14 protein-coding genes and 1 pseudogene are annotated in these 12,539 nt (G+C 72.5%); 10 read left to right on the plus strand and 5 right to left on the minus strand.

All coding sequences use genetic code 11. From position 1 onward, the window contains the following. Window positions 1–138: 138 nt before the first annotated feature. Window positions 139–417: a YciI family protein gene (locus tag ACE101_RS02425; protein WP_379125948.1), complete on the minus strand. Its 279-nt coding sequence runs from the start codon at window positions 415–417 to the stop codon at window positions 139–141. 22 nt (window positions 418–439) lie between these two features. Continuing rightward, window positions 440–993, minus strand: a pseudogene (locus tag ACE101_RS02430) (TetR/AcrR family transcriptional regulator). A gap of 214 nt (window positions 994–1,207) precedes the next feature. On the opposite strand from ACE101_RS02430, the gene ACE101_RS02435 reads away from it, so the two are divergent. The 7 genes from ACE101_RS02435 (at window position 1,208) to ACE101_RS02465 (ending at window position 5,775) form a co-directional block, all read left to right on the plus strand. Beyond that, window positions 1,208–1,480: a hypothetical protein gene (locus ACE101_RS02435; RefSeq protein ID WP_379125949.1), complete on the plus strand. Its 273-nt coding sequence runs from the start codon at window positions 1,208–1,210 to the stop codon at window positions 1,478–1,480. Between the two features lie 119 nt (window positions 1,481–1,599). Next, window positions 1,600–2,211: a Maf family protein gene (locus ACE101_RS02440; RefSeq protein ID WP_379125951.1), complete on the plus strand. Its 612-nt coding sequence runs from the start codon at window positions 1,600–1,602 to the stop codon at window positions 2,209–2,211. A gap of 7 nt (window positions 2,212–2,218) precedes the next feature. Continuing rightward, window positions 2,219–3,085, plus strand: coding sequence for a shikimate dehydrogenase (locus ACE101_RS02445; protein WP_379125952.1), 867 nt, complete (start codon window positions 2,219–2,221; stop codon window positions 3,083–3,085). After that, window positions 3,082–3,705, plus strand: coding sequence for a dephospho-CoA kinase (gene coaE, locus ACE101_RS02450; RefSeq protein ID WP_379125953.1), 624 nt, complete (start codon window positions 3,082–3,084; stop codon window positions 3,703–3,705). The genes ACE101_RS02445 and coaE overlap by 4 nt, the downstream gene beginning before the upstream one ends. A gap of 132 nt (window positions 3,706–3,837) precedes the next feature. Beyond that, window positions 3,838–4,554, plus strand: a complete 717-nt coding sequence (gene dnaQ, locus ACE101_RS02455) for a DNA polymerase III subunit epsilon (protein WP_379125954.1) — start codon at window positions 3,838–3,840, stop codon at window positions 4,552–4,554. A gap of 78 nt (window positions 4,555–4,632) precedes the next feature. Then, window positions 4,633–4,866 (plus strand): hypothetical protein, encoded by a 234-nt coding sequence (locus tag ACE101_RS02460; RefSeq protein ID WP_379125955.1) that lies wholly within the window; start codon window positions 4,633–4,635, stop codon window positions 4,864–4,866. 459 nt (window positions 4,867–5,325) lie between these two features. After that, entirely contained in the window at window positions 5,326–5,775 is a 450-nt protein-coding gene (locus tag ACE101_RS02465) for a Ros/MucR family transcriptional regulator (RefSeq protein WP_379125956.1), read from the plus strand. A gap of 307 nt (window positions 5,776–6,082) precedes the next feature. On the opposite strand, the gene ACE101_RS02470 is transcribed toward ACE101_RS02465, so the two are convergent. Next, window positions 6,083–6,484: a hypothetical protein gene (locus tag ACE101_RS02470; protein ID WP_379125957.1), complete on the minus strand. Its 402-nt coding sequence runs from the start codon at window positions 6,482–6,484 to the stop codon at window positions 6,083–6,085. A gap of 180 nt (window positions 6,485–6,664) precedes the next feature. On the opposite strand from ACE101_RS02470, the gene ACE101_RS02475 reads away from it, so the two are divergent. Then, on the plus strand, window positions 6,665–7,348 hold the full coding sequence (locus ACE101_RS02475) for an HAD family hydrolase (RefSeq protein ID WP_379125958.1): 684 nt from the start codon (window positions 6,665–6,667) through the stop codon (window positions 7,346–7,348). A 197-nt stretch (window positions 7,349–7,545) separates the two neighbouring features. Beyond that, window positions 7,546–8,706, plus strand: coding sequence for an alpha/beta hydrolase (locus ACE101_RS02480; protein WP_379125959.1), 1,161 nt, complete (start codon window positions 7,546–7,548; stop codon window positions 8,704–8,706). A 39-nt stretch (window positions 8,707–8,745) separates the two neighbouring features. On the opposite strand, the gene ACE101_RS02485 is transcribed toward ACE101_RS02480, so the two are convergent. Next, window positions 8,746–9,114 carry an Hpt domain-containing protein gene (locus ACE101_RS02485; protein ID WP_379125960.1) on the minus strand — a complete coding sequence of 123 codons (369 nt, stop codon included), beginning with the start codon at window positions 9,112–9,114 and terminating at the stop codon, window positions 8,746–8,748. A 207-nt stretch (window positions 9,115–9,321) separates the two neighbouring features. Here ACE101_RS02485 and ACE101_RS02490 point away from each other — a divergent pair, with 207 nt between their 5' ends. Then, window positions 9,322–11,013 carry a methyl-accepting chemotaxis protein gene (locus ACE101_RS02490; RefSeq protein WP_379125961.1) on the plus strand — a complete coding sequence of 564 codons (1,692 nt, stop codon included), beginning with the start codon at window positions 9,322–9,324 and terminating at the stop codon, window positions 11,011–11,013. Window positions 11,014–11,149: 136 nt separating this feature from the next. Here the strand turns inward: ACE101_RS02490 and chrA are convergent, their stop codons facing one another. Beyond that, the gene (gene chrA / locus ACE101_RS02495) at window positions 11,150–12,376 is read right to left on the minus strand and encodes a chromate efflux transporter (protein ID WP_379125962.1); all 1,227 of its coding nucleotides are present in this window, start codon (window positions 12,374–12,376) and stop codon (window positions 11,150–11,152) included. Window positions 12,377–12,539: the final 163 nt, after the last annotated feature.

A 12,539-nucleotide genomic window follows, 5' to 3' on the forward strand; every position in this document is an offset into this window, starting at 1 on the left:
ATGAGGCCCACGGCCTGCCTGAAGGCGGCGTCTCGAAGAGCCGGTGGTCGTCGACGGGACGTCCCCATTCGGTGTCGTGATAGGCGGCGAATTCCGGTGCGGCCGCCCATCCGGACCCGGGATCGTCGCGCTCATCCGTCATCCCATCAGGAAGGCGAGGCGCTCGTCGGTCCGGCTCGGCGCGATCTCGATGATCTCCGCGCTCGCCACGTCCTGCGCGACGAAGGGATCGTCCTGGAGCCTCGCCCGGAGATCGGCGAGGGACGTTCCATGGGCGAGGACGCCGCCGCCGGTATCCGGCTTCAGGCTCCCGGTCAGGAGGAACACGCCGTCCGCGAAGCCGCGCCGGATCCACTCCCTGTGCTCCTCCATGTGGCGTGGCGCCTGCGCCCGGTTGGCGGAGAACCTGAGCAGCACGAGAAACCTCGGGGCATCTCCGTCAGATCTGGGCGTTCAGCCACGCGGTCATGGTCTCGACCTCGCGGCGGATGAAGTCTTCGTCGCGGAAGGCCGTGGCGAGCGTCGCCACGCCCTGGCTACGGGCGAGCAGATGCCGCGCCAGGGCGTCCGCCTCCGCCTCGCGGCCGAGACGGCCGAACTGCCGCGCCAGCCAGGTGCGGAACAGGGTGACGATCTCGGCGCCGCGCCGAGGGCGCCGTGGTCGAGCTTGGTGCAGAGCGTGCCGACCGGGCAGCCGGAGAGCATGATCTTCGCCCGGTTCATGATCAGGATCTGGATGAAGCAGCGGATCCGGTCCGCCGGATCCTCCCCGGCCGCCTCCCATTGCTCCAGCATCCGGCCGGTCTTGGCGAGCCGGAGGGCAATCACCGCATTGAGGATCTCGTCCTTGCTCCTGAAGTAGTAATAGAAGTTGCCGCGCGATATCTGCACGGCGGCAGCGATATCGGCGAACGATGTATGCTCGTATCCTTTGCAATAGAACAGATTATCGTCTGCCTCAACGATGTGGTCGCGCGTCGTCGTGCTGCTCATGACGCTGTGCGTTGGCGTGTATGCCGGCCATCGAAGGCGGGAGATCGAACATGACGCCGACGGCCGGCGATTGGTCAGTCGTCCCAAAATCCTTTTAGGACGGTCGTCCAAAACGGTCGAGCCGGCGCCGGCGCGCTGGAACGGCCACGCTGCCCTCGCGCGGCCATGATCCGGGCGGTTACTGGCGATCATCCAGCCTGCGGAACCGTCGCCCATGACCTTCCTCGCCACGCCCCTCCCGAGCGTCCTGACCGCGGCCGACGCGGCCTCGCTGCCGCGCGACCTCACCACCGTCGAGGAGGCGCGCCGCTTCGTCGAGCGCGAGCGCCTGCCGGTGGTGCGCTCCGGCGTTCACTGGCTCGACGTCTACAACCGGCTCACCCGGGCCCAGGCGACGCGGGACGCGACCGACATCGCCTCCGCCTGCGCGGCTCTGGCCGAGGCGTTCCGGCGCGACGCGGCGAGCCGGATGCATCTCGCGGCCTGACGGCGGCGCGGGCGCGCGGCTCGCCGCGACCGGCCGGGCGCCGTCACGGACGTGCGCCCATCTTGCGAAATCCGGTGGAACCGGCAGAAGGGCCGGATGATCGTCTTCTGTTCCACCCCATGACCGCCTCGCCCTGGCGCGGGCCGGCGCCGCTCCTCCTCGCCTCCGCGAGCGCGACGCGGCGCGCCCTCCTCGAAGCCGCCGGCCTGCCCGTCGAGACGCGCGCGGCCGGCATCGACGAGCGCGCGCTGGAGGCCGGGCATCGCGGTGCCCCCGCCGATCTCGCCCTCGCCCTCGCGGCGGCGAAATGCGAGGCCGTGGCGCGCACGGCGCCCGGGCGCGTCGTGGTCGGAGCCGATCAGGTGCTCGATCTCGACGGGACCGTCTTCCACAAGCCGGCCGATGCCGCGGCGGCCCATGCCCACCTGACCCGCCTGCAGGGCCGCACCCACGCGCTGCATTCCGCCGTCGCGGTGGCGGTCGGCGGCCACGTGGTCGAGCGCTTCGTCGAGACCGCCCGGCTCCGGATGCGTCCCCTCGACGGGGCGGCGATCGGCGCCTACCTCGCCGCGGCCGGTCCGGCGGTCACCACCAGCGTCGGCGCCTACCAGCTCGAAGGGCTCGGCATCCACCTGTTCGCGCGGATCGAGGGCGACCATTCCACCATCCTCGGCCTGCCGCTCCTGCCCCTCCTCGCGATCCTGCGCGCGCGGGACCTCCTGAGCGTCTGATCCAGCCATGACCCATCCCGCGCCGAAGGCCTTCGTGGTCGGCCACCCCATCGCGCATTCCCGCTCGCCGCTGATCCACGGCCACTGGCTCGCGACCCACGGGCTGCCCGGCTCCTACGAGCGCGTCGACGTGGCGCCCGCCTCCTTCGCGGAGTTCCTGCGCGACTTTCCCCGGGCGGGCTTCGTCGGCGGCAACGTGACCATCCCGCACAAGGAGGCGGCCTTCCGCCTCGTCGCCGCCATGACGCCGCGGGCCGAACGGATCGGTGCCGTGAACACCCTGAGCCTCGACGCGGAGGGCCGCCTGCACGGGGACAACACCGACGCGCCGGGCTTCCTCGCCCATCTCGACGCCACCCTCGGCGCCGACTGGCCGGAGACGACCGGGATCGGGGCGGGGCGGACGGTGACGCTCCTCGGGGCGGGGGGCGCGGCGCGGGCCATCGCGGTCGGGCTCCTGGAGCGGGGGCTGCCGCACCTGCGCATCGCCAACCGCACGCCCGCCCGGGCCGAGGCCCTGCGCGGCCTCGATTCCGCCCGCGTCGAGGCGGTGGCCTGGGAGCGGGTGCCGGACCTCCTCGGCGGGACGGGCCTTCTCGTCAACACCACCTCCCTCGGCATGGCCGGGGCCGGACGGCTCGACCTCGATCTCGCGGCCCTTCCCGACGGGGCGGCGGTGGCCGACATCGTCTACGTGCCCCTGGAGACGCCCCTTCTCGCGGCGGCGCGGGCGCGGGCGCTGCGCACCGTCGACGGGCTCGGCATGCTGCTGCACCAGGCGGTGCCGGGCTTCGCGCGCTGGTTCGGGGTGACGCCCCGGGTCACGCCGGAGCTGCGGGGCCTCGTGGTGGCGGATATCGAGGGGCGGCGGTGAGCCGGCCGTTCATCCTCGGCCTCACCGGGTCGATCGGCATGGGCAAGAGCGCGACGGCGGCGATGTTCCGCGCCCGCGGCGTCCCCGTCCACGACGCGGATGCCTGCGTGCACGCCCTTTACGGGCCGGGCGGCGCCGCGGCGGCGCGCATCGGCGCGGCCTTCCCCGGCACCCTCGCGCCGGACGGCTCCGTCGACCGCACCCGCCTGCGCGCCGCGGTCCTCGACCGGCCGGACCGGATGGCCGAACTCGAAGCTCTGGTTCACCCGCTGGTGCGCGCGGAGGAGGAGGCCTTCCTTGCCGCCCATGCGGGGGCGGATCTCGCCGTCCTCGACGTGCCGCTCCTGTTCGAGACCGGCGGCGAGGCCCGCTGCGACGCGGTCGCGGTGGTGACCGCACCGGCCGAGATCCAGCGCGAGCGGGTGCTCGCCCGCCCCGGCATGACGCCCGGGACCTTCGCGGCGATCCTCGCCAAGCAGATGCCCGATGCCGAGAAGAGACGCCGGGCGGATGCCCTGATCGAGACCGGCCGGGGCTTCGCCCATGCCGAGGCGCAGGTGGATGCGCTGATCGCGGCGGTGCGGGCGGGACAAGTCCTCCGGCGGGCGCAGCGGCCCTGACCGGCCGCAGGCTTGAATCGTCCGCCGCCTGCGAGCCCGATCACCGCCCGCCGTCCGGGAGGTGATCGGGGTAGGCCGGTTAACCGATCGATCCTATCCAGGGATGCCTGACCAGCGCCGGAGGGAGCCCGCATGCTGCGCGAGATCGTGCTCGACACCGAGACCACCGGGACCGACGCGAAGACTGACCGGCTGATCGAGATCGGCGGCATCGAACTCCTCAACCACATCCCGACCGGGCGCGAGTTCCACCGCTACGTCAACCCGCAGCGGCCGGTCTCCCAGGGCGCGTTCGCGGTTCACGGCCTCTCGGACGCGTTCCTGGCCGACAAGCCGCTCTTCGCCCAGATCCTGCCGGACTTCCTCGACTTCTGCGGCGATGCCACCTTCGTGATCCACAACGCCGCCTTCGACGTGGGCTTCCTCAACGCCGAATACGCGCGGCTCGGCGAGAAGGGCCCGCGGCCCATCGATCTGGCCGGCGTGGTCGACACCCTGGCGCTCGCCCGGCGCAAGCATCCCAACGCCGCCAACAACCTCGACGCCCTCTGCGCCCGCTACGGCATCGACAATTCCCGCCGCACCAAGCACGGGGCGCTCCTCGACGCGCAGATCCTGGCCGAGGTCTATATCGAGCTTCTCGGCGGCAAGCAGACCAGCCTCGGCCTGACCCTCGAAGCGGCGGGCACGGTCCGGGTGGCGAGCCAGGACGGGCCGGCCGCGCACGGGCCGCGCAGCGTGCGCAGCCGCCTGACCGATGCCGATCGCGCGGCGCACGCCGCCTTCACGGCGGGCCTCGGCGCCAGCGCGATCTGGCGCGACTACATCGCCGAGGACAAGGCGGGATAGGCCGGTCGGCCGCCGACGCGCGAACCCGCCGCGGCCGCGACATGGTGGGCCAGGGCCATCGCCGCAGGAGCGCTGCCGATGGCCCCTCCCAGCGACCGACCCGAGAGAACCACGAACCGGCTGCGCCCGGCCCTGGTCGGGCTGGCGCTTCTGGTGGTCGCGGTCCTGCGCCTGATACGGTTTCCGGACGATCACTTTCGGAAACCGTATCACGAGCCCGCGCGGCGCCTGAGCGAGGCCGGTTTCCGCATCGCGAAGCGATCATCCGGAAACCGTATGATCACTGCCATCGGCTTCAGTCCCGGCAGCTGAGCGACCGGTTGCCCGGAGCCGGCCGCGCACCACCCGCCGGGGTGCCGCGTCGCGGCCTCGTCCGGCCCGCTTTCGTGTCCGGGACGGCTCGCCGGCGCCGCGGCTGCGCGGGCTCCGGCCTCGCTGCGCCGTCCATCCCAGCGCCAGTTCCCGCAAGCTGATCCGCGAATGGGCTGCGGGTCATCTGAAATGCCAATGCCGGTGCAGCCCCTCACAGTATCAACCAACCATATGAACGGTGTTTATGGCTTAGCTGGCCCGCGGATCCATGTTCGAATATCCTCCCATTCCCGCAAGGGACAATTCCATCGGCAGACCGCTAAAACATATACTCTACCGGTGTACGTACGGGAAAATCGGAATATTGGAAATAAGTCGAATTTGCCGTTGTTTTTTCAACCGCAAATACATAGAACGCAGTCGTTTTCGTGTCTCGATAAGCCCCAAGGCTCAAGCCGCATGGACGATAAGAATCAGAAGCCCGGCTCCGCCGTCACGCTGACGGCCGATGTCATCTCGGCTTACGTCTCCAACAACCACATGCAGACGAACGACCTCTTGAAGCTGATCAAGGAGGTTCACGCGGCGATCAGCAACCTCCAGCGGCCCGTGAAGGCCGCCGAGCCCATGCACAAGCCCACGGCCGCAGAGATCCGGCGCTCGATCAGTCACGACGCCCTGATCAGTTTCGAGGACGGCAAGCCCTACAAGACCCTGCGCCGCCACCTGACGATGCGCGGCCTCACACCCGAGACCTATCGGCGGAAATGGGGCCTGCCCCACGATTACCCGATGACGTCGGCGAGCTACTCGGAGCAGCGCTCGCACCTCGCCCGGACGCTGGGTCTCGGCCAGCAGCGCCGACGGCGGCGGCCGGCCGATCCGTCCGTCGCGAGCGCCAAGGATTGAGGCGGGTCCGAACGCCAGCCCTCCTCGCCACGGCTGCTCCGTGAGCCCGGGCCTCCGGGCCGGCGCCGAAGATCGGGCGGCAAGCGGGATCCTCGGCGATGGCCTGCGCGATCGCCGAACCGGTGGATGCCGGATTCCCGCGAACGCGCGGGGCACGGCTCCGCACCGATCGGGCTTTCCGGCCGGGCCGGAAACCGGCGGCCCAAAGGCGACGGGCCGGGAGGCGGAACCGCCGGGGGTGGTTCCGCTTGCGCCGTTGTTTTTGCATCGGTCCCGCCGAACCGGTGAGCGCTTCGGCGAAGCGTGATCAGAACCGGCCGCCGACGCCCACCGAGCCGCCGGAGCCGATCGACGGTCCCAGACTGCCGCCGCCGCCGCCGCGCGACGGGCTGTAATCCTCCAGATCCTCACGGCGGATGCGCCGGGGCTGATTGTCCGCGGTCGCTCCGCCGGCCCGGGAATTGGCGGGCACGTTGAGGCGGCGCGTCGGCGCGTTCGCCACGACCTGATCCGGATCGGCATCGGCCGGCGCGGTGCCGCGGGCCGGGGCGCGCAGCTCGCTCCGCAGCGAGGGCGGCGGGCCGACATCGTTCGCCGGCAGCACGCCGCCGGTCTGGCCGAGGGGGTTGCTGATGCAGCCGCCGAGCAGCGCTGCGGTCGCGACGGCGAGGCTGGTCCGGGCGAGCCCGGCTCTGGTGAGGACGAACATCGGTCTCCCCGCGTGATCTTATTGCGAAATCGTCCGTCGCGCTCGGCGCCGGGCGGTCCCCTCATCCGCTCCGTCTAGCCGCCGAACGGGGCGAAGACCAGTCCGGCTCAAGGGAACGAGGGACGCGGAGCGATGTTCGTGATCTGATCGACACGCCGTTCAGGACCGCGATTCCGACCCATGATCCGCACGGTGATCTTCGATATCGACGGAACGCTCCTCGACAGCGTCGATGCGCATGCCGAGGCCTGGGCCCGGAGCTTCGCGGCGTTCGGGATCCCGGTTCCCGCCCGGGAGATCCGCAGCCAGATCGGCAAGGGCGGCGACCAGCTCCTCCCGGTCTTCGTGCCGCCCGAGCGGCGCGCGCGCGAGGGCGAGGCCATCGAGCATCACCGGGCGGACCTCTTCCGGCGGGAATACCTGCCGCATCTGCGGCCCTTCCCGGGCGTGCGGGCCCTGTTCGAGCGCCTGCGCGCGGAGGGGCACCGCCTCGGACTCGCCTCCTCGGGCAAGGCGGACGAGGTGGCGCGCTACGCCGAGATCGCGGGCGTGGCCGATCTCGTGGACGCGGCGACCGATTCCGACGAGGCGGAACGCTCGAAGCCCGCGCCGGACATCGTCGAGGCCGCCCTCGCCAAGCTCGGCTCTCCCCCGGCCCGCAGCACCGTGATGATCGGCGACTCGCCCTACGATGCGGAGGCGGCCGGCCGGGCCGGCCTCGCGACGATCGGGCTCCTGTGCGGGGGCTTCCCGGAGGCGGATCTCGCCGCGGCGGGCTGCTTCGCGATCTACCGCGACCCGCAGGACCTCCTCGACGGCTACGACCGCTCGCCCCTGCGGCTCGGGAAGCCGGCCGGCGCCTGACGCCCCGGAGGATCCCCGCCGGTCGATCCGGAGGGCGGCTCGTCGCGGCCGCACCCGGGCAACTCCGAATCGGCCTTGCCGGGTTGGCCCGGGCCATGCATTCGTGCCAGTGCCTGTGTGGCTCGTCCCTGGTGCCCGGTCCGTCCGCGTCGCGCGCCGTGCCCGCAGCGACGCTCTCGGGAGACCAGGACTCCGCCATGATCCGCCGGACCGCCGTCCTGCTGCTGCTGAGCCTGGCCCCTGCCGCTCATGGTCAGACTCTTGGCCAAACTCTTGGCCAAACCCCCGGTCCAGCCCCCGCACCGGCGGCGAACGCTCCCGATTTCGCGCGGCTCGAGGCCGAGCAGAGCGCGGCCAATGCCAAGCCGGGCCCGCGCGCGGTGCCGGCCCGGCGCATCCCGGTGCCCGGCACGGTGAGCCCCGAATTCCAGGCAGCCATCGCCGCGCCCTACCGGGCTCCGGCCTGGAACGCCAACCCGGATAGCGCAGCCGAGTGGACGGCCCTGGTCGGCCGCCTCGCCGCGCAGACCGCCGAGCCCCTGCCGGCCCTGCGCGAACGGCTCGGCGTCGTCTCGACGCCGGAGGTGATCGGCGGGGTGAAGGCCTGGATCATCGCCCCCCGGGAGGTGCCCGCGCGCAACCGCAACCGCCTGCTGGTCCACATCCACGGCGGCGGCTACGTCTACAATCCGGGCGAGGCCGGCACGGTCGAGGCCGTGCTGATGGCCGCCTTCGGCGGCTTCACCGTCATCTCCTTCGATTACCGCATGCCCCCGGACGCGCCCTTCCCGGCGGCCATGGACGACGCCATGGCGGTGTGGAAGGCGGCGCTCACCCTGCAGCGCCCGGAGAACATGGCGGTGTTCGGCACCTCGACCGGGGGCGCCATGACCCTCGCCCTGATGCTGCGCGCCAGGCAGGAGGGCGTGACGCTCCCCGCCGCGATCGCCCCCGGCACGCCCTGGTCCGACCTCACCGAGACCGGCGACAGCTACAAGGCCAACGAGTGGCTCGACAACGTGCTGGTCTCCTACGAGGGCTACCTCACGCACGCCGCCCGGCTCTATGCGGGCGGGCACGACCTGAAGGACCCGCAGCTCTCGCCCATCTACGGGGATTTCCGCGGCCTGCCGCCCACCATCCTCACCACCGGCACCCGCGACCTGTTCCTCTCGAACACGGTCCGCACCCACCGCAAGCTGCGCCAAGCCGGCGTGGAGGCCTCCCTGCAGGTCTTCGAGGGCATGAGCCACGCCCAGTACCTGTTCAACCCGGACGCCCCCGAGACGCGCGAGGTCTTCGGGGAGATCGCGGCCTTCTTCGACCGGACGCTCGGGAGCGAGCCGCGCGGGCCGTGACGCCGCCGCCCGGGCGACCTGGCGCGACGGATCCATGGCTCACCCCCGGAGCGGGAGGAGTGCCGCCGCGGTGAGGTCGCGGATCCGCCGTGCCGCGGGCAGGCGCGTCTCCAGGTCGAGGCCGGCCAGGGCGGCCTCCTCAAGGTCGCGGCAGGCCTCCGACAGCCGGTCGCAGCCGAGGAGCCCGCAGGTCGAGATCAGCGCGTGCGCCTCCCGGGCGGTCGCGGCGCGGTCCTCGCCGGTCCGGAACGCGGCCTCCAGCTGCTCGATCAGCCGGCCGAGCAGGCGCTTGGCCGTATCCTCGCCCACGAGATCGACCGTGTCCGCGAATTTCCGGCCGTCATGCACCGGAAGGGCCGCGAGGCGCGGATCCTCGTCGCGCGGGGCGGTGGAAGCGTCTGCCGTCATCGGGATAGCGTCGTCCTGCAGGGAAGGCCGCATCGGCCGCGACGATAGCCCGGCCGCCTCCGCAGGGCCAACCATCCGCGCGGGCCGGCCTGCGACGCCGCGACGCTCGATCATCCTCTCCGGGTTGCCATTCTGACGCAGGGTTTAAGTCATATTTTACTGTGTAATGCTACTTACAATTCAGAAATAAACCGCGCGGAAGTGGCCATGTTCAGACTTGCGAATGTCGGAATTCTCAACAAGATGCTGAGCGTGATCCTGATGATCGGCTTGGTCGTCGGGGGCTGCGTCTGGTACGCGCAGGCGCGGATGGCGGCGATCGACGACGCCTATTCCCAGCTGATCGCACGCGACGCACGGGCCACGGTCTCTGCCGTGCGCCTCAACCGTCTGACCTTCGAACTCAACTACTATGCCTATCGCCTGATCACGGACACGGAGGCCGACGCGGCCGCTCGCGCGAGGGCCGGGTTCGACGCCGCGCTCCCCAGGGTCGAGACGGTGCTGGCCGACCTGCGCCAGCAGGCCCCGGACTTCTCCGCCCGCATCGCCGAGCAGGGCGCCCGCCTCACGCGGTACGTGCACGACATGGAGGAGGTGCGCCGGCTGATCGGCGCCTCCCAGAACGCCCAGGCCCTCGCGCTCTTCCGCCGCGCCATCGATCCGACCATCGGCGCCATGGTCTCGGCCGGGACCGCGCTCAACGCCGACGTGGCGGCCGCGATGGACGGGAACTCCGACAGGCTCACCAAGGAGACGAACGCGACCCGGTTCAACCTGATCGCCTTCAGCGCGCTCGGGCTCCTCGCCGGCGTGCTCGGTGCCGTCACGATGGCGATGGTCGGGATCATGCGGCCGCTCCGCCGCCTCGTCGGCGTGCTCCAGCGCATGGCGGCCGGCGAGATCGACGCCGAGATCGCCGAGGCCCGGCGCGGCGACGAGATCGGAACCGTGGGCAGGGCCGTCGAGGGCATCAAGGCCCTGGTGGCGCAGAAGACCGCCGAGGAGGCCGAGCGCAAGCGCATCGCCGACGAGGCCGCCGCCGAGGCCCGCCGCCACGCCATGCTGGAACTCGCCGACGGGTTCGAGCGCGCGATCGGCGGGGTCGTGGGGTTGGTCTCCGCCTCCGCCACCGAGCTGCAGGCCACCGCCCAGACCATGACCGCCACCGCCACCGAGACGGCGGCGCAATCCGCCAGCGTCGCGGCGGCGGCCGAGGAGGCGGCCTCCAACGTCGGCACGGTCGCGGCGGCGGCCGAGGAACTCGGCGCCTCCGTGCAGGAGATCGGCCGGCAGGTCTCGGGCTCGGCCGACCTCGCCCAGGCCGCGGTCGGCGAGGCCGACCGCACCGCCGCCCTCGTCCAGCAGCTCAGCCATGCAGCGAACCGCATCGGCGACGTGGTCGGGCTGATCTCCTCCATCGCCGGCCAGACCAACCTTCTGGCGCTCAACGCCACCATCGAGGCGGCGCGGGCCGGGGAGGCGGGGCGCGGCTTCGCGGTGGTCGCCGCCGAGGTCAAGGAACTCGCCGGCCAGACGGCGCGGGCGACGAACGAGATCTCGGGCCAGATCGCGCAGATCCAGGAGGCGACCGGTCAGGCGGTCTCGGCGATCGGGGCGATCACCGGGCGGATCCGCGAGATCAACGGCGTGGCGACCGGGATCGCGGCGGCGGTGGAGGAGCAGGGTGCGGCCACCCAGGAGATCGTGCGCAACGTGACCCAGGCCGCCTCGGGTACGAGCGAGGTCACCGTCACGATCACCGGCGTGGCGGGCGCGGCCGAGGAGACGGGTGCTGCGGCGGCGCAGGTCCTGTCGGCGGCGGGCGAGCTCTCGCGCCAGTCGGAGCTGCTGACGAGCGAGGTCGGCCGCTTCCTCGCCACCGTGCGGGCCGCCTGAGGGCGGCTCCGGCGGGACTGCCGAGGCGGGACTGCCGAGGCGGAATTGCCCGGCGGCCTTGGCTGAAGGCGATCCTGCCGGGGCGTCTCGTTTCTCGATCATCCGCCGGAGCGGCCACCGCTCCGGCGGATGGCGTTCAGGCGAGGGCGGCCCCTGCGGCCGCCGTCGCGAGGACGACGAGCCAGGGCGGCGCGCGGCCGGCGGTGAGGAGCCCGAAGGCCGTCGCCGCCACGGCCATGTCGCGGGAGGAATGGACGGCGCTCGTCCAGACCGGGTCGTAGAGGGCGGCGGCCAGGATCCCCACCACGGCGGCGTTGGTGCCCCGCATCGCCGCCTGCGCGGCCGGCCGCGCCCGCAGGGCGTCCCAGAACGGCAGGGCGGCGAGCAGGATGAGCAGCCCCGGCAGGAAGATCGCCACCAGGGCGAGGGCTGCGCCGGGAAGCCCGCTCGGCGTCCCCTGCACCACGCATCCGAGGAAGGCCGCGACGGTGAAGAGCGGCCCCGGCACCGCCTGCGCGGCGCCGTAGCCGGCGAGGAAGGCGTCGGCCGTCACGAAACCCGGCGCGACGAGGGTGGATTGGAGCAGGGGCAGCACCACGTGCCCGCCCCCGAAGACCAGGGCGCCCGAGCGGTAGAAGGCGTCGAACACGGCGAGCCCCTGCGCCTCGGTGCTCCCGGCGGGAAACCCGGAGGGGAGGGCGAAGAGGGCGAGGAGGAGCGCGAGCGCCACGAGCCCGGTCCGGCGCGAGACCGGAAAGACGGCGGAGCGGCCAGCCGGCATGGCGGGGCCGCGGCAGAGCGCGAGGCCACCCGTCGCGCCGAGCGCGATGGCCCCGATCTGCCCGCCGGCGCCGGGCGCCAGGACGACGAGCCAGAGCGCGGCGAGGGCGAGGCCGGCCCGCGGCCGGTCCGGGGCGAGGCTGCGGGCCATGCCCCAGACCGCCTGGGCCACCACCGCCACCGCGACGAGTTTCAGTCCATGCAGGATCCCGGCGGCGAGCGGCCCCGGCGCCGCTCCCGCCCCGAGGGCGAGCGCCGCGAGCAGGAGGGCGGAGGGCAGCGTGAAGCCGGCCCAGGCCGCCAAGCCCCCGAGGAGGCCGCCGCCGCGCAGCACCCCGAGGGCGAACCCGACCTGGCTCGATGCGGGGCCGGGCAGGAACTGGCACAGGGCGACGAGATCCGCGTAGGCGGCCTCCTCGATCCAGCGGCGCCGGACGACGAAAGCCTCGCGGAAATAGCCGAGATGGGCGATCGGGCCGCCGAAGGAGGTCAGGCCGAGGCCGAGGAAGGCGGAGAACACCTCCGCGACGCGCGGGGCGGCGCCGTCGCGCCGGGCCGGGAGGGACGGGGGCGGTGTCGTCATCGGCCGGCCGGTTCGCAGCGGGATGGAACCGTTTCCTCCGGCCCTGTCCGGGCGTCAAGCGGAACGCCGGGCGGCCCGAGGCCGTTGGATGCGGCGCGCAGGAGCCCGGCCCGATCCGATCGGGCTCCCTCAAGTCCGCGCTCGCCGAGGCCGAACCGGCATC

Source organism: Methylobacterium carpenticola, assembly GCF_042748905.1.
GTDB classification, from domain to species: domain Bacteria; phylum Pseudomonadota; class Alphaproteobacteria; order Rhizobiales; family Beijerinckiaceae; genus Methylobacterium; species Methylobacterium carpenticola.